General features: G+C 72.8%; 14 protein-coding genes. 3 read left to right on the plus strand and 11 right to left on the minus strand.

Going from position 1 to position 15,072, the window contains the following annotated elements; translation table 11 throughout:
- Window positions 1-99 precede the first annotated feature (99 nt).
- The 4 genes from ACZ6AA_RS07265 to ACZ6AA_RS07280 form a co-directional block, all read right to left on the minus strand.
- A complete protein-coding gene (locus tag ACZ6AA_RS07265; protein WP_471456724.1) occupies window positions 100-702 on the minus strand; it encodes a DinB family protein in 603 nt (200 codons plus the stop codon).
- Between the two features lie 36 nt (window positions 703-738).
- Window positions 739-1,278: a DUF1707 SHOCT-like domain-containing protein gene (locus ACZ6AA_RS07270; RefSeq protein WP_471456726.1), complete on the minus strand. Its 540-nt coding sequence runs from the start codon at window positions 1,276-1,278 to the stop codon at window positions 739-741.
- Between the two features lie 122 nt (window positions 1,279-1,400).
- Window positions 1,401-2,426 carry a YncE family protein gene (locus ACZ6AA_RS07275; RefSeq protein WP_471456728.1) on the minus strand — a complete coding sequence of 342 codons (1,026 nt, stop codon included), beginning with the start codon at window positions 2,424-2,426 and terminating at the stop codon, window positions 1,401-1,403.
- 177 nt (window positions 2,427-2,603) lie between these two features.
- Window positions 2,604-3,653, minus strand: coding sequence for an aldo/keto reductase (locus ACZ6AA_RS07280; protein WP_471456730.1), 1,050 nt, complete (start codon window positions 3,651-3,653; stop codon window positions 2,604-2,606).
- 178 nt (window positions 3,654-3,831) lie between these two features.
- On the opposite strand from ACZ6AA_RS07280, the gene ACZ6AA_RS07285 reads away from it, so the two are divergent.
- A complete protein-coding gene (locus tag ACZ6AA_RS07285) occupies window positions 3,832-4,527 on the plus strand; it encodes a M15 family metallopeptidase (protein WP_471456732.1) in 696 nt (231 codons plus the stop codon).
- A 15-nt stretch (window positions 4,528-4,542) separates the two neighbouring features.
- Here ACZ6AA_RS07285 and ACZ6AA_RS07290 read toward each other — a convergent pair whose 3' ends face one another.
- The 7 genes from ACZ6AA_RS07290 to ACZ6AA_RS07320 form a co-directional block, all read right to left on the minus strand.
- A complete protein-coding gene (locus tag ACZ6AA_RS07290; RefSeq protein ID WP_468457937.1) occupies window positions 4,543-5,784 on the minus strand; it encodes a glycosyltransferase in 1,242 nt (413 codons plus the stop codon).
- Window positions 5,785-5,826: 42 nt separating this feature from the next.
- A complete protein-coding gene (locus ACZ6AA_RS07295) occupies window positions 5,827-7,161 on the minus strand; it encodes a HAMP domain-containing sensor histidine kinase (RefSeq protein WP_468458089.1) in 1,335 nt (444 codons plus the stop codon).
- Window positions 7,161-7,859 carry a response regulator transcription factor gene (locus ACZ6AA_RS07300; RefSeq protein WP_468457934.1) on the minus strand — a complete coding sequence of 233 codons (699 nt, stop codon included), beginning with the start codon at window positions 7,857-7,859 and terminating at the stop codon, window positions 7,161-7,163. The genes ACZ6AA_RS07295 and ACZ6AA_RS07300 overlap by 1 nt, the downstream gene beginning before the upstream one ends.
- A gap of 46 nt (window positions 7,860-7,905) precedes the next feature.
- Entirely contained in the window at window positions 7,906-9,456 is a 1,551-nt protein-coding gene (locus ACZ6AA_RS07305) for an alpha/beta fold hydrolase (protein ID WP_471456735.1), read from the minus strand.
- Between the two features lie 163 nt (window positions 9,457-9,619).
- Window positions 9,620-10,591 (minus strand): immunity 49 family protein, encoded by a 972-nt coding sequence (locus ACZ6AA_RS07310; RefSeq protein WP_471456737.1) that lies wholly within the window; start codon window positions 10,589-10,591, stop codon window positions 9,620-9,622.
- 109 nt (window positions 10,592-10,700) lie between these two features.
- Window positions 10,701-11,483 (minus strand): thioesterase family protein, encoded by a 783-nt coding sequence (locus ACZ6AA_RS07315; protein ID WP_471456739.1) that lies wholly within the window; start codon window positions 11,481-11,483, stop codon window positions 10,701-10,703.
- A gap of 123 nt (window positions 11,484-11,606) precedes the next feature.
- Window positions 11,607-13,013 carry an MFS transporter gene (locus tag ACZ6AA_RS07320; RefSeq protein WP_471456741.1) on the minus strand — a complete coding sequence of 469 codons (1,407 nt, stop codon included), beginning with the start codon at window positions 13,011-13,013 and terminating at the stop codon, window positions 11,607-11,609.
- Between the two features lie 71 nt (window positions 13,014-13,084).
- On the opposite strand from ACZ6AA_RS07320, the gene ACZ6AA_RS07325 reads away from it, so the two are divergent.
- Both ACZ6AA_RS07325 and ACZ6AA_RS07330 read left to right on the plus strand, forming a co-directional pair.
- Window positions 13,085-14,074, plus strand: a complete 990-nt coding sequence (locus ACZ6AA_RS07325; RefSeq protein WP_471456743.1) for a helix-turn-helix domain-containing protein — start codon at window positions 13,085-13,087, stop codon at window positions 14,072-14,074.
- A 95-nt stretch (window positions 14,075-14,169) separates the two neighbouring features.
- Window positions 14,170-15,051 carry a barstar family protein gene (locus ACZ6AA_RS07330; RefSeq protein WP_471456745.1) on the plus strand — a complete coding sequence of 294 codons (882 nt, stop codon included), beginning with the start codon at window positions 14,170-14,172 and terminating at the stop codon, window positions 15,049-15,051.
- Window positions 15,052-15,072 lie beyond the last annotated feature (21 nt).

Below are 15,072 nucleotides of genomic sequence, written 5' to 3' on the forward strand. Positions count from 1 at the left end.
TGATAGCGCCCGTGCGCCAGTCGGTTCGACAGCACCCGTGCGCCGATCGGTCGCGCGCAAGGGCTGGGCCCAACATCATCTCCCGGGCCGCACGCCCGCTCAGAGGCCGATCGCCCCGTCGATCCGCTCCCGCAGCAGGTCGGCGTGGCCGTTGTGGCGCGCGTACTCCTCGATCATGTGGATGAGCACCCAGCGCAGGGACACCGTGCCGCGCCAGGAGTCCGTGCCTTCCACGTCGAGGTGGGGCGCGTCGGTCACGAAGCGTTCGGAGAAGGCGACTTCGGTGCGCCAGGCGTCCCAGGCCTCCGTGGCGAGGGCGGGGTCGGGCAGCGCGCCGGTGAAGTCCGCGTCGGGCGCGGCCGGGGAGGAGAACAGGGGCGGCGCGTCGTGCGCGGCGAGTACGCGCCGGAACCAGCGGCGCTCCACGTCGGCGAGGTGCCTCACCAGGCCGAGCAGGGAGAGCGTGGAGGGGGTGACCGACCGCTGCGCCAACTCCGCACCGAGGCCCGCGCACTTGACCGTGAGCGTCACGCGCTGCGCCGCGAGGACTCCGACGAGCAGCGCGCGCTCGTCGCCGGTGGCGGGCCCGCTGAACCGGTCCTCGCCGGAACGGCTCGTCGTCGACGTCCCGTCGGCGGCCGGGGCGGCTTCGAACAGCTCGGCTCGTCGCCGGGCGACGCGTTCTTGGGGAAGGTGTGTCATCCGTCCATCATCATGCGTACGGCCCGCGAGATCATCTCACTTCCGCCGCTCGACGATCTTCGCGTGCAGGAGCTTCCCGACGAGCTCGATACGGAGCCGGGGCTTGGCGGCGGTCGTCTTGGGGCGGAGCTTGAGCTTGGAGTACGTGAGGTTGAGCCCGTCGGTGTCCATCTCGATGTCCGGAGAGCCGACGAAGACCAACTTGCCGTGCGTCAGGTCCGTCTCGATGCGCAGGACGTCCGAGGTGATCACGGCGTGGGTGAAGTCGAAGGTGACGCGGCACTCCTGCGTGCGCAGCTCGATGCGCGAGGGGACCGACCAGCGACCCTCCCGTACGAACTTGCCGCCGTGCTGCTCGACCACGAGCACGTCCTTGCCCTGGGCGGCGGGCGGGCCCGGCAGGTCGGTCGTCAGCTCGGCCAGCTCGCCGAGCGTCTTGGCCGACAGCGCGCGCTCAAGGCGCATGTCGAGTTCCTCGGCGTCGAGTCGGCCGTCACCGGCGGCGACCCGCAGCGCGTCCACGACGCGGTCGCGATCCTCGTGCGATGCCCTCAGGTCGGGCAGATCATTCGACATGGCGCCACGTTAGCCGCACCGCACGGCGGCGACCAGCTACGCCGAACTCATGGGCGCCCGGCGGTGGTCGGCCTCGGGCGCCGAGCGGGCGCCTTCGACATTCCGGGCACAGGAGGGAGGAGCTAGGCGGTGGCGGGCAGCAGCACCGAGGAGTCCGGTTCCAGTTGGGTCGCGAAGCCGCCGACGACGGCGAGGCGGTCCAGGTCGACGACGGCGATCCGGTTGTTGCCCAGCTGGGAGACGTACGCGCGGGGCTTGTCGGGGTGGAACGACACGGCGGCCGGGGTTCCGTCGAGCTGGAGGGAGCGGATCGGTCGCAGGTCGGCGGCGCTGAACACGGTGAGGGTGTTGGCGGCGATATCCGTCGCCAACAGCCGTTCGTCGTCGACGGTGTAGACCCGCAGGGGGTCTCCCCCGACCGTGCGGCTCCGGCGCACCTTCATGGTGTGCGCGTCCACCGCGACCAGGGACCCGCTCCTGCGGGCGCCGACGAACAGGGTCTTCTCGTCCCGGCTCAGGCAGCTGCTCTCGGGGAGCTGGCCGGGCGTCACCAGAAGCGGCGGGACCGCCGCGTCGTGGGGGCGCACGAGGCTCACCGTGTGCGACAACAGGCCGGTGACGTAGGCGCGTTCACCGTCGCGGCTGAGCGAGAAGAGGTGGGTCTTCACACCGTGCGTGGGCACCGCCCGGGTCGGGGCCGTGTCGGTGGCGGGGGCGTCGAAGCCGAGCAGGACGGCCTTCTCCTCGCTCAGCGCGTACAGCCGGTCGTGGCGGTCGATGCCCATGCCGTGGATGCGGTGGAACGGCCGGGTGTCGATGGTGCGGGCCAGGGTCCGCTCGGCCAGGTCGACGACGAGGACGGCGGCGCCGCCCTCGCCGACGGTGGCGGCCATGCGTACTCCGTAGTGCCCGACATAGGCGAAGCGCCGACGGGAGTCGACGACCATCTCGTGCGGATAGTCGGGCAGTTGGACGCTCCGCAGGCGCCGCCCCGAGGCGACGTCGTAGAAGCTCACCGCGTGGCTGCTCTTCTCCACGACCGCCAGGACGTCACTGTCCCGCGCCCGGGAGGCGCTCGCGGCGGGCGCGGTCAGCCCGGTCGCCACCGTCCCGGCCCCCGCTGCCTTGATCACCGTACGCCGCGTCACCACAGCCCCTCACTCCGATCTCCCGACCCGATCCCTGGAGCCGGGCTCTCGACCCGATCTTCCGACCCGACCCCTGAAGCCCGGCTCTCGACCCGATCCCTGAAGCCGACCTCTTGACCCCATCTTCCGACCCGAGCTCCGGACGTGATCCGGCACCCTCGATTCCCACCGGGGACCTCAGGCCGCGGCCCTAGACCCGGCCGCGCGGCGCCGGAGCGACGGCGTGCTGAGCGACGGCGGCGTCCACGCGCCGTCCGGAGGATAGACGTCGGTCCCGGGCGGCACGATCGCGTCGATGCGGTCGAGGGCGGCGTCGTCCAGGGCCACGGAGGCGCCCTTGAGCGTGGAGCGCAGGTGCTCCATCGTGCGCGGGCCGATGATCACCGAGGTGACGGCGGGGTGCGCGAGCGGGAAGGCGATCGCCAACTCCGGCAGCGTGCAGCCCACTTCGTCGGCCACGGCCACGAGCTGCTCGACGACGTCCAGCTTCGCGGCTGTGCGCGGCGCCGACGGATCGAAGCGGTCGGGGTTCAGGGTGGGGCGGCCGCTGCTCAGGTCGAGCGCCCGGCCCTTGCGGTAGCGGCCGGTCAGGAAGCCCGAGGCCAGCGGGCTCCAGGTCAGCACCCCCATGCCCAGGCGCCGCGCGACCGGCAGGACCTGCCTCTCGATTCCCCGGGCGAGGAGCGAGTAGGGCGGCTGCTCGGTGCGGAACCGCTGGAGACCCCGGCGGTCGGCGACGTGGTACGCCTCGACGATGTCGTCCGCCGGGAACGTCGAGCAGCCGAACGCCCTGATCTTGCCCTGGCGCACCAGGTCGGTCAGCGCGGAGAGCGTCTCCTCGATGTCGGTCGTGTGGTCCGGCCGGTGCACCTGGTACAGGTCGATCCAGTCCGTGCCGAGGCGCCGCAGGCTGTTCTCCACCTCCCGGACGATCCAGCGCCGGGAGTTGCCGCCCTGGTTGGGGCCCTCCCCCATCGGGAAGTGGACCTTCGTCGCGAGGACCACGTCGTCGCGGCGGCCCTTGAGTGCCTTGCCGACGATCGTCTCCGACTCCCCGGCCGAGTACATGTCGGCGGTGTCGACGAAGTTGATGCCCTCGTCCAGCGCGGCGTGGATGATCCGGGCGCAGTCGTCGTGGTCGGTGTTGCCGACGGAGCCGAACATCATCGTGCCGAGGCAGTAGGGGCTGACCTGGATCCCGGTACCGCCCAGTACGCGGTGGCGCATGCGACTCTCCTTGACCGTCGTCGTGTGGGCCCTCGCAGGCCTCTTCGCCCTCGTGGCCCCTGCGGTCCTCGTGAGTGCCGTGACTCTACGAGCTGGAGTGCGCTCCAGGGCAAGTGCTTACGTCGGCGAGCCGGGGCCGCCCTCACGGCGCGGCCATACCGCAGGAGATGATCTCGGCATGAGCGAGATCATCCTGATGTCCGATCCGAAGGTCACCTCGACTCCCGTACGGGAATGCGGTGAACCGCTGGTGGATGTGCGGACCGAGGCCGCCCTGCTGGTCGACGACCGCCTCAAGGACCCGGCGCACGCCTTCGCGTATCTGCGGAAGGGCGTCGTCGGCCGGCTCCTGGAGGCCCAGTCGCTGCTGCCCGACGGGCTGCGGCTGCTCTTCGTCGAGGGCTACCGGCCGCTGTCGTTGCAGCGCGCGTACTTCGAGGAGTATGCGGACGAGCTGGCGGCGCTCCACCCGGACTGGCCGGCCGACCGGATCCACGCGGCGGCGAGCCGCTATGTCTCCCCGCCCACCATCGCGCCGCACAGCGCGGGCGCCGCCGTGGACCTGACACTGGCCGACGCCGACGGGCGCGAACGGGACCTGGGCACCCGCATGAACGCCTCCCCGGAGGAGAGCGCGGGCGCCTGCTACACGGGGGCCGACAACATCAGCGCCGAGGCGCGCGAGAACCGCCGGGTCCTCGGGGCCGCGCTGACCGCGGCGGGCTTGGTGAACTACCCCACCGAGTGGTGGCACTGGTCGCTCGGCGACCGCTACTGGGCCCTGGCCACGGGCTCCGAGCACGCCTACTACGGGCCGCGGGAACTGCCCGGCGACTCGGCGGCACCGGAGCCCGGGCAGCCACAAGCCGGTTGAGCGCGGAGCCGAGGCCTAGCCGAGCCGGTCGAGGGCCGCGACGACCTGCCGACCGCCGTCCTCCCGTGCGAGGGCGGCGGCGAGGTCGTGCGCGCGGGTCCGCAGGGCGGGGCTGTGCACGGCGGCGGTGACGGCGTCGGCGAGGCGCCGGGCGGTCAGACGCTGGAAGCGCAGGGGGCGGGGCGCCACGCCCAGGGCGTGCAGGCGGGCGGCCCAGAAGTGCTGGTCGAGCTGGACCGGGACGGGGACGGCGGGCGTTCCGGCGCGCAGTCCCGCCGCCGTCGTGCCCGCGCCCGCGTGGTGGATCACGGCGGCGGTCCTGGGGAACAGCCAGGCGTGCGGGACGTCCCGCACGGTGATGAGGTCGTCGTTCTCGGCGTGCAGGCCGCTCCACCCGGCCTGGATGATCCCGCGTACCTTCGCGCGGCGCATGGCCTCGGCGAGGAGGGCGCTCAGCCGCTCGGCGTCGGCGGTGACGAAGCTGCCGAAGCCCGCGAAGACCGGTGGCGGGCCCGCGTCGAGGAAGTCCGAGAGGCGGGTGTCGGGCCGCCAGCCGGGCGGGGTGTGCGGCCACCAGTAGCCGCACACCTCGTGTCCCGCGGGCCAGTCCGTCGGGCGGGGCACGACCGTCGGGCTGAAGCCGTGCAGGACGGTGCGCCCGCGGGGCAGCCCCAGCGGGCCGGCGAACCTCCGCTGCGGCAGGCCGAGTTCGCGCCGCAGCGCGCCGACGGCGGGGGCGAAGATCCGGTCCGTACCCGCCCACAGGGCCAGCGCGGCCAGGCGGTTGCCGTGGGATCCGAACGAGCGGGCGCGGATCATCATCGGCGGGAACGCGCCGGTGGGATGGATGGGCTGGAGGTACGCCCCGATGCTCGGCAGCCGCAGCGCCTCGCCGAGCGCCGCGCACATGGGGTCGGTGACCGTGGAGCTCAGGACGACGTCGGCGCCTTCTCGTACGGCGTCCGCGACGCCGACGGTCAGCCGGGGCATGAACGCCCGTGCCATGCGCGTGATGCGCGCCATCTCCACCGGCGGGCTTGCCGCCTTCGCAAGGCCCTGGCCGACCTGGGAGGCCAGCTCCTGCCGCGGGTCCACGGGCAGGGCCCGGAAGCCGAGGCCGTGGACCCGCACCGCCTGCTCGAAGCGCTCATGCGTGGCGAGGACGACCTCGTGGCCCGCGGCGCGCAGCCGCACGCCGAGCCCGGTGTACGGGGCGACGTCGCCCCAGCTTCCCGCCGTCACGATCAGTACGCGCACGACGGCAGGATGTCAGAGACACCTGGTCCTGGTCAGGGTGCCTCACCCGGGTGACCGGGTGTCGTCCTCGCCCCCGGTCCGTGGCGGCAGCCGGAAGCCGACCTCCGCGCCGCCCCCGGCCGCTTCGGCGGCGAAGACGGTGCCGTGCTCCGCCTCGACGAGGTCGTGGACGATCGCCAGACCGAGCCCGGATCCGGGTGTGGCCTGGGTGCCGGGGCCCCGGTAGAAGCGGTCGAAGACGGCCTGCCGTTCGTCGGCCGGGATGCCGGGGCCCCGGTCGCGTACGGACAGTTGGCAGCCGTCGACGTGGAGGGTGATGGCGGTGCCCGGAGGGCTGAACTTGACGGCGTTGCTGAGGAGGTTGTCGACGCAGCGCTGCAGGGCGCGGGCCCGGGCGTGCACCGGGGTGGGCCGGGCGGTCGTGACGGTGATGGTGCGCCCGGTGCGCTGGCTGTGGCGGCGTGCGCTGTCCTCGGCGAGGGTGGGCAGGTCGACGCTCGTGGGGTCGTCCTCGGTGTAGCGGTCGGTGGCCAGTTCGACCAGTTCACGGACCAGGTCGTCGAGGGCGACCGCCTCGGTGACCAGGGTGGCGAGGATCTTCTCCTCGTCCTTGGGGTCGAGTCGGCCCCGGGCGCGTTGCAGGAGTTCGGCGCTGCCGCGCACCGAGGTGAGGGGGGTGCGCAGTTCGTGGCTGGCGTTGTGGACCAGCTCCTGCTGCTGGGAGCGGGAGCGGCGCAGCGCGCTCAGCATGGTGTCGAAGCTGAGGGTGAGCTGACCGATCTCGTCCTTCCCCGCGGGCGGCAGCGGCGTGGAGAGGTCCTGGGTGCTGGTGATGCGCCGGGTCGTACGGGCCAGGCGGCGCACCGGGCGCAGGATCCGGCCGACGGCGAGCCAGCCGAGCAGGGCCGAGACGCCGGTGGCGGCGGCCGTGGTGAGGGAGATGCGCCACATGAAGTCGCGTTCGAGGCGCACGGCGTCGCGGTAGCTCTGGCCGACCATGACCGCGCCGCCGTCGGGAAGGGGCCGGGTGAGGATTCCGTACTCGGTGCCGGAGACCACGACGTCCTTGCGGCTCGTGCCCTTGCCCGTGCGGGCGACGCGGCGGTCCGCGGCCGAGACGGGCAGCGCGGTCCGCCCCGGTGCCAGGGCTCGCACGGCGCCCTTCGGGGACAGGACCTGCTCGATCATGTCGTCCCGCTCGGGCGGGGTGCGGTCGGCGGCGAGCAGGGTGACGACCGTGTCGGTGCGGTCCTCCAGGCCGCGTTCGAGTTCGTCGCCGACGACGTCGCTCACGTTGCGGAAGGAGGCGAAGGCGGTGACGGCGATGGCGAGCGCGGCGGCCGCGACGACCAGAACGGTGAACTTGGTGCGCAGCATCACGCGGGCCTGATGGTGTAGCCGACGTTGCGCACGGTGTGGATCAGGCGCTCGCCGCCGCCCTCTTCGGTCTTGCGGCGCAGGTAGCCGATGTACACGTCGAGGGAGCGCGAGGAGGTGTCGAGGTCGTAGCCCCAGATGCGCTCGTAGATCTGGGTGCGGGTGAGGACGGCTCCCTGGTGCCGCAGCAGCAGTTCCAGTACGTCGAACTCGGTCTTGGTGAGGTCCAGGGACCGCGGTCCGCGCTCGGCCCGGCGGGCGGTGGGGTCCAGGGTGAGGTCGGCGGCCCGCAGGAGGCCCGCGTCCGCGGGCGGGTCGGTGCGGCGCAGCAAGGCGCGTATGCGGGCCAGGAGTTCCTCGGTCGCGAAGGGCTTGGCCAGGTAGTCGTCGGCCCCGGCGTCCAGGCCCGCGACGCGGTCGCCGACCTGGTGGCGGGCGGTGAGCACGAGGATGGGCAGGCGCTCGCCGCGCCTGCGCAGCATCCGGCACAGTTCCAGGCCGTCGAGGCCCGGCATGACCACGTCCACCATCGCGAGGTCGGGCCGCCGCTCCTCGAACACGCTCAGGGCGCCGAACCCGTCGGCTGCCACGCGTACGTGGTAGCCCTCGAAGCGGAGGAGCTGCTCCAGGGTGCTGCGCACCCCCGGGTCGTCCTCGACGACCAGCACGGTGCGGTGGGACTCGACAGCGTTCGTCATGGGGACATCTTCGCTGGTGGTAGACGTGGTCACGGCGGTGGCCCCGTCAGCGGCGCACGGGGGCGACGGCGATCGGCGGGAGACTCTTCAGGCAGGAGGTGTCTCCCGGGGTGCCGGTCCGGATGAAGCGTCCGGTGACTCCTGTGACGCAGCCGCTCTGCTCCAGGTCGGGCACGTGCCCGACGTTGCGCACCGAGAAGAACTCGCTGTTCTCGAACTGCCGTGCGGCGGCTCGGCCGTTGGCGTCGGGGGTGTTGGCGTCGAGGTCGCCGGAGATCACCAGGACCGGCACGTCGGGCATCTCGGGGCGCGTGGGCTGCGGGCTCGCGGTGTTCTTCCGGGGCCAGCCGATGCACACGTCACCGCCGTCGGTCGGGCCCTCGGTGAACCCCTTGGCGCTGAACGCCCCGTACGCGCCGGGCTTGGTGGCCGCGAGTGCCGCGCGGTACTGGCGCCACCGCTCGCCCCGCGACGCCTGCGTGGACCACGCCCTGCGGTAGTCGTTGCAGACCACGGCCACGTACGGCGCCTGGTCCTCCGTGCCGACCGACGACGCCTGGTCCTTGACGAGGCGCCGCAGTGGCGCGGGGTCGTCGTGGACGAAGCGGTCCAGGGCGCGTGGCACGCTGCCGAGCAGTGACGGCTCGCCGGGGACCGCGCCCGCTCCGCTGCTGGCCGCCTCGAAGAGCAGGTTGGCGAGTTGCCCCTCGGTGAACCGCAGGTTCCGCTTGACCCCGGCGGACGTGAACGGCACGTCCAGGGGCCGCTCCCGCAGCCGCGCGGCGGTGGTGCCGAGGTCCCGCACGGCCTTCTCGCCGTCGCAGGCCGCGGGGACGGAGCGGTCGCAGATCCGGCGCAGGGCCAGCGACACGGCTTGCGCGCTGGGGCGGACGAGCGGGTCGAACCCGAGGGGGTACGCCCCGGACAGCACGATGGACCGCACGCGCTCGGGGTGCCGGCTCGCGTACACCGGCATCAGGTAGGTGCCGTAGGACAGCCCGTACAGCGTCAGCTTCTTCGCGCCGAGCCGGGCCCGGATCGCGTCGATGTCGTCGGCGGTGGCCGCCGTGGTGTACCCCTCGGCCTTGGGGCCGAGATTCCGGGCACAGCGGGTGACGGCGTCGCGCTGCTTCTGCCGCGAGCTGTAGCGGTACTCGACGTCGGTCACCCCGCACGGGATCCGCTCGGACCTGCCGGTGCCCCGCGGGTCGACGAGCAGGACGTCGTGGTCCTTCAGGACGGTGTCGAGGCCCGTCGCGAACTCGGGGGCCCGGTCGATGGCGACCTCGCCGGGGCCTCCCGGGTTCACGGCCACGGTCCCCTTGGCGGCACCGGGACCCCGGTGCCGTACGACCGCGTAACTCACGTCGACCGTGCCGAGCTTCGGCTTCCCGGCGACGAGGGGGCGGGTGATCGATCCGCAGTCCACCCGGTGGTCGTCCACGGTGGGGCACCACGTGGGGCCGCTGCCGCGCTCGATCGGCGCTGCCACCTTCGTGGGTGTCGGCGCGGCCACCGCCGTGGGAGTCGCCGAGGCCAGCACCGCCATCATGCTCACAGCAAGCACTGTCCGCCGCACCGTGTTCTGGTAGGTCATTGTTGCTCCTCTCCTGTGGCCACCACAGTGGCCGGGCCACTTCAGAGGGACGGCAAAGCAATGACAAGAACAGGTAAGAATGCGCGGGCACCAGGAAGGAGGCCTCATGCGCGGCTGGGATGTGTGCGGGCGCGTGGGGCGTGCGCCCGCGCGCCCGCACGGGCTACTTCGCGGCCCACTTCCCCAGGGTGTTCGCAGCGGTGTCCGCAGCCTGCCGCGGAGCGTCCGGGGAACCCACCAGCTCACCCGGCAGATATCCGGAGCGCACGCGCAGCTCCCACCCGTGCGCCTGGACCGCGAGTGCGGCCAGGGCGAGGGGGCCGAGCGGCAGCAGGGTCCTGGGGGCGGGGTCGGCGCCGACACTCTCCCGGTGCTCGACGAGCCGGGCCGCGAGGGCCTCTTCGAAGGCGTCCTGGTCGTCGTCGAGGAGGACACGCAGGAGCCGGTGGTCCGGCGGGAGCGCACCGACTGCGTCCAAGCGCCGGGCGGCCTCGGCGCGCTCGCCGGCGTCCGGCTCGCACAGCGGCACGGTGGGCCAGTCGCGCGGGAGGTGCCCCTGCGCCTCGGTGAGGTACCCGCACAGCGCGCCCATCGCGGCGAGGTCCGCCGGATCCGACTTCGAGGGCAGCGTCGAGTACGGCACCCCGTCACGGATCGCGGGCGCGTAGTCGCTCCGCAGCAGCAGCCCGATCACCCGCTGCCAGTCCCGCACAAGCCCGCTGACCACGCACACGGCGAAGGTGTCGAGCCACGTCCGGGCCGATGGCGCCTGCCCGGTCCCGCTGCCGTACGCGACGACGTCGCCGAACCCGATGTCGTCGCTGCTGAGTTGCTCGCCGATGAGCGGAAGAACGATCTCCTGGTCACCGCTGGGGAAACAGCCGACGCTCAACTCGCCCAGGAAGCATTCGGCGGCGGTCAGCAGCGCCGTACGCGGGGTCTCGTCGAGCGCGCCGCCCGCCACCGTGCGGGCCGCGACGTGATCGAGGAGTTCGTCCCCCGCCTCCCGTATCTTCCTGGGCGACGGATCGTCGTACCGCATCCACCGCCACCGCTCCCGGGTGCGCCCGGTGATGTCGTCGAGTGCCTGGGCCAGGCGCTCTTCCCCCACTTCGTGGCGTGTCACGTCCCGCACGGCTTTCGCCCTCCCCCGTGATCTTCAACTCGGACGCGGCACGCTATCAGCGGCCACTGACATCGCCCTGGGCCTGCCCGCGGGGACCGCTCCCCGCGCCTGAAGGGACCTACAGAGGGCGGACGGTGAGCATCTGCTGTGCGGTGCCGACCGGGCCGTTCAGGTCGTGCAGGACGGTGCTGGTGATGCCCTGCCCTGTGGGGCCGAAGGTGACGGTGGTGTCGAGGCCGGTCCAGCGGCCTTCGGGCTGGCGGTGCAGGTGGATGGTCAGGTCGACGTTGGGGTACATCCAGGCGGTGGGCGGCTGGCGTACGGCGATGCCGTTGGCGGTGTCGACGAGCGTGAGGTAGGACGCGAGGGGGCTGCTGGCCTGGCCCCCGACGAGGTCGAGGTCGGTGGAGGTCCAGGCGGTGGTGCGTCCCGGCTGCGGGGGTGCGAGCGGGCGTACGTCCACGGAGGCGATGTACCCTCCGGGCCACACGGAGCCCATCTCCCAGGGCGTGAGCGCGTCGGGAGCTGTGAGTCGGCCGACGGCGCCACCCTCGACGGCGGTGGTGTCGAGGGCGGCGAGCAGCCAGGCCCGGGCCCGGACCACCGGGCGGTCGCCGATGAGCACGACGGCTTCGACGAGTTCGATGGTGCGGCCGGGCCGGACGGTCTCGACGCGGATCTCGCACTCGTCCAGGGCGGGGCGTCCGAGGATGTCGAAGCTGATCCGCGACAACAGGAGACCGTTGTCGGGACGGTCGGCCAGGTGGCGGTCGATGGCATGGACGACGAGGCCGCTGAGCGGGCTGAAGTGCTGTTCGTCCGAGCTCCAGGCACCACCGGCGTGGAGCGTGGGCTTGTAGCGGTGCGCGTCGATGGGCTCGTAGTAGCTGCCGGTGTTCAACGGTGCTGACCTCTCGGCTGGGCGGATCAGGGCGCAAATACGTGCAGGATACAAAAGGGTGCCGGGGCGCGGATGTTGAGCGGGGCGCGGGTCCTTGATCGGCGAAGACCGTGCTGGTCAGGGCTACGTGGACGGCGGTGCCGCCGAGCGGCGCAGGGTTCGGATCGCCGGGATCGCGAACAGCGCCGCGCAGCCCGCCAGGCAGGCCCCGGCCGACACCAGCAGCAGCCGCCCCGGGGAGGCCAGCGCGGTGGCCGGACCCGCGACGATCTGGCCGAGCGAGATCCCGGACACCGAGCCCGCCAGCTCATAGGCGGAGACCCGGTTGAGGACGCCCGGCGGAGTGTGGGTCTGCACGCTGGTCGCCCACATCACCGACCAGAACGCCAGGGCGCCGCCGCCGAGGACGTGACCCGTCAGGAGCACCGGCAGGTCCGCGCTCGACGCCACGCACAACGGCAGCACGGTGTACAGCGCCATCGCCACCGACCCGGCGGCGAGCGGCCGGGCCGGGCGCAGCCGCAGGGCAAGCAGACCGCCGAGCACCGTGCCGACGCCGAGGAAGGAGACCGCCAGGCCGTAGGCGTTCGCGCCGAGCCGGGCACCGACCAGGGCCGAGCTCAGCGGTACCAGCGGGCCGAAGACCAGCACGCCGTAGACCATCCAGATCAGGATCACCGCCCACATCCAGGTGCGGGCGCGGAACTCCTGCCAGCCCTGGCGCAGGTCGCGCCGGAGTGCACTGCCCGTGCGCACGCCGGAGTCGGCGTCGGCCGGGGTACCCGTGTGCGCTGCGGCCGGGGCGAGCCTGATCAGCGCCAGGCACAGAGCGCTGAGCAGGAAGGTCCCCGCGTCGATGGCGTAGACGGTCCCGGCGTTGGTCAGCGTGATCAGCAGCCCCGCCAGGGCCGGGCCGACCAGATGCGCGAGCGCGTCGGCCACCTTGAGCGTGGCGTTGGCCCGCTGCGGCTCGCGGGCGACCAGCGGGACCATCCCGTTCACGCCCGGCAGGAACATCGCCACGGCCGCACCGGCCACCGCCGCCATGGACACGAGCAGCCAGAACGGCGGCGCTCCGGCGAAGAACGCGGCGGCAAGCACCCCTTGGGTGAGCACCCGGACGACGTCCGCGCCGACCATCATCCGGCGCGCCCCGAACCGGTCGGCGAACACCCCGCCGAACAGGACCAGGAAGACGAACGTCCCGGTCCAGACGCCGAGGACGAGGCCCACCCCGGAGATCCCGTACAGCGGGCCGACCGCGAGCGCGGCGGCCACCGGCATCATCGCGTCGCCGAGCAGGGAGACCGCGCGGGCGGTGAAGTAGAGGGTGAAGCGCCGGTTCCACAAAGGGGGTTGGCTGGGTGGTCGGGTGGTCGGCGGATCGGCCTGGGCGGCCCGCGCAGTCCGCGAGACCGGGCCGGTCGGGTCGGTCGGGTCGGTCGGAGTCTGCTTCTGAAGCCGTGTCTGGTTCTGCGTCTGGTTCCGTGTCTGGTTCTGCGTCTGGTTCCGCGTCTGCCTGCTGGTCACAGGACAGATGCTGGACTGGACCAATCGGCCACCCCAGTGTCCTGACTGACATGATGGGGTACTTTCGCGCCATGACGCCCCGTCCGCTGCCGAAGTCACCGGAGCCGCACCGGGTCGTGGCCCTGCTCCAGCCCCCGCAGTCGACCTTCACGCTGGCCTGCGCGACCGAGGTGTTCGGCGACCACGGCCCGGCGATCCCCGCGCGCTACGCGTTCGAGGTCTGCACCGAGCACCCCGGCCCGGTGCGTACGCAGGCCGGGTACGACCTGCTGGTCACGGCGGGCCTGGACGCGTTGGAGCGCGCGGACACCGTGCTGGTGCCCGGCTGGCGGCAACCGGCCGACGCCGAGGTGCCGGAGGCGGTTCTCGCGGCGGTCGGCCGGGCGCACCGGCGTGGCGCGCGGATCGTCGGCATCTGCTCGGGCGCCTTCGTACTCGCCGCGGCCGGACTGCTCGACGGCCGACGGGCCGCCACCCACTGGGCCGGGGCAGCCGAGTTGGCCGCCCGGTTCCCGCGGGTCCACGTCGATCCCGCGGTGCTTTACGTGGACCACGGCGACGTCGCCACCAGCGCCGGGTCGGCGGCGGGAGTGGACCTCTGCCTGCATCTGGTGAGCGCCGACCAGGGCTCCGCGTACGCGATGCGGGTCGCCCGGCAGATGGTGATGCCGCCGCACCGCGAGGGCTGCCAGCTGCAGTACGCCGAACTGCCCACCTCCGGGCCGGTCACGGACTCGTTGGCGCCGCTCCTCGAATGGCTGGCGGGGCACCTCGACCAGCCGGTCAGCGTCGCCGACATGGCGGTCCGCTCGCAGGTCTCCACCCGCACGCTGACCCGGCGCTTCACCGAGCAGTTGGGCATCAGCCCGGGACGCTGGCTGCTCGACCGGCGGATCGCCGCCACCCGGGCGCTCCTGGAGGAGACCGACCTGCCCGTGGAGACCATCGCGCACCGGGTCGGCCTCTCCTCGGCCGTCAATCTGCGCCGCCGCTTCCACGAGGCGCTGCGCACCACGCCCGCCGCCTACCGGCGCGCCTTCCGCGCGGACAAGGCCGGGTAGGCCGGGTACGGGCAGGCGCGGTCCCGCTGAAGGGGGCGCCCCGCCAGGCCCTGCCCGCCCCCCTGCGCGAAGATCCGCGTCCGTAGGCTGGCCCCATGCCGACCGACCACAGCTCCGCCGACGCCATCAGCCACGTACGGGGATGCTCCGACGTGTACGACGTCCTGGAGCAGATCCGCCTGCGGCCCGGCATGTGGCTGCCGGGCGGCTCGCTCAACGACCTGCGGTCCCTCCTCATCGGCTACGTCATGGCGCTCGCCGTGCACTCCGAGAGCGAGCCCTTCCCCTTCTGGCCCGAGGGGGAGTTCACCGACTGGCTCCACGGTCACTACGGCACCGTCAGCTCCCTCGACTGGGCCGCGGAGATCGAACGCCGCACACCGGCCGACTCCTCCCCCATCGACGAGTTCTTCCGGCTCCTGGACGCCTTCAAGGACGACCCGGCGCGGCGGCCCACGCCGGACGACCTGAGGGCTCGGCGGCCCGACCTCCCGTACATGAGCGGCACGTTCGTGACGCTCTTCTGGCGCCGCGAGCTTCTCGACCAGGCTGTCCAGCGACTCGAAGGCCACGGCTTCCGCGTCGTCCAGGTGGCGGCGAGCGGCTGGACCACCGCGAAGGACATGCACCAAGGCCTGGCCACGGCCCTGGAGTTCCCCTCCTACTACGGCCACAACCTGTCCGCGCTCAACGACTGCCTCGGCGACGTGGCCCTCTCCGGTACGTACGACGACTCCCCCGCGGGCGCCGGACTCGTGCTGTCGTTCACCGGCTACGACCGCTTCGCCGCCGCGTGCCCCGAGGACGCCCACAGCGTCCTCGACATCATCGCGAACCTCGCCCGTCGTGCGGCGGTGGGGCGGCGCCGCTTCTTCGCCCTGGTCCACAGCGACGACCCCGACATCCGGTTCGAACCGGTCGGGGCGATGCCCGTCCTGTGGAACGGCGATGAGTGGCTCGATTCCCACCGCCGTTGAGGGTCCCGCCGTCGAAGGTCC

This window comes from Streptomyces sp. NPDC040610, assembly GCF_055594065.1.

Bases quoted from the DNA above. Each gene is read 5' to 3' on its own strand.
- ACZ6AA_RS07265 (WP_471456724.1), bottom strand. From the start codon at position 702: ATGACACACCTTCCCCAAGAACGCGTCGCCCGGCGACGAGCCGAGCTG.
- ACZ6AA_RS07270 (WP_471456726.1), bottom strand. From the start codon at position 1,278: ATGTCGAATGATCTGCCCGACCTGAGGGCATCGCACGAGGATCGCGAC.
- ACZ6AA_RS07280 (WP_471456730.1), bottom strand. From the start codon at position 3,653: ATGCGCCACCGCGTACTGGGCGGTACCGGGATCCAGGTCAGCCCCTAC.
- ACZ6AA_RS07285 (WP_471456732.1), top strand. From the start codon at position 3,832: ATGAGCGAGATCATCCTGATGTCCGATCCGAAGGTCACCTCGACTCCC.
- ACZ6AA_RS07295 (WP_468458089.1), bottom strand. From the start codon at position 7,161: ATGCTGCGCACCAAGTTCACCGTTCTGGTCGTCGCGGCCGCCGCGCTC.
- ACZ6AA_RS07300 (WP_468457934.1), bottom strand. From the start codon at position 7,859: ATGACGAACGCTGTCGAGTCCCACCGCACCGTGCTGGTCGTCGAGGAC.
- ACZ6AA_RS07305 (WP_471456735.1), bottom strand. From the start codon at position 9,456: ATGACCTACCAGAACACGGTGCGGCGGACAGTGCTTGCTGTGAGCATG.
- ACZ6AA_RS07325 (WP_471456743.1), top strand. From the start codon at position 13,085: ATGACGCCCCGTCCGCTGCCGAAGTCACCGGAGCCGCACCGGGTCGTG.
- ACZ6AA_RS07330 (WP_471456745.1), top strand. From the start codon at position 14,170: ATGCCGACCGACCACAGCTCCGCCGACGCCATCAGCCACGTACGGGGA.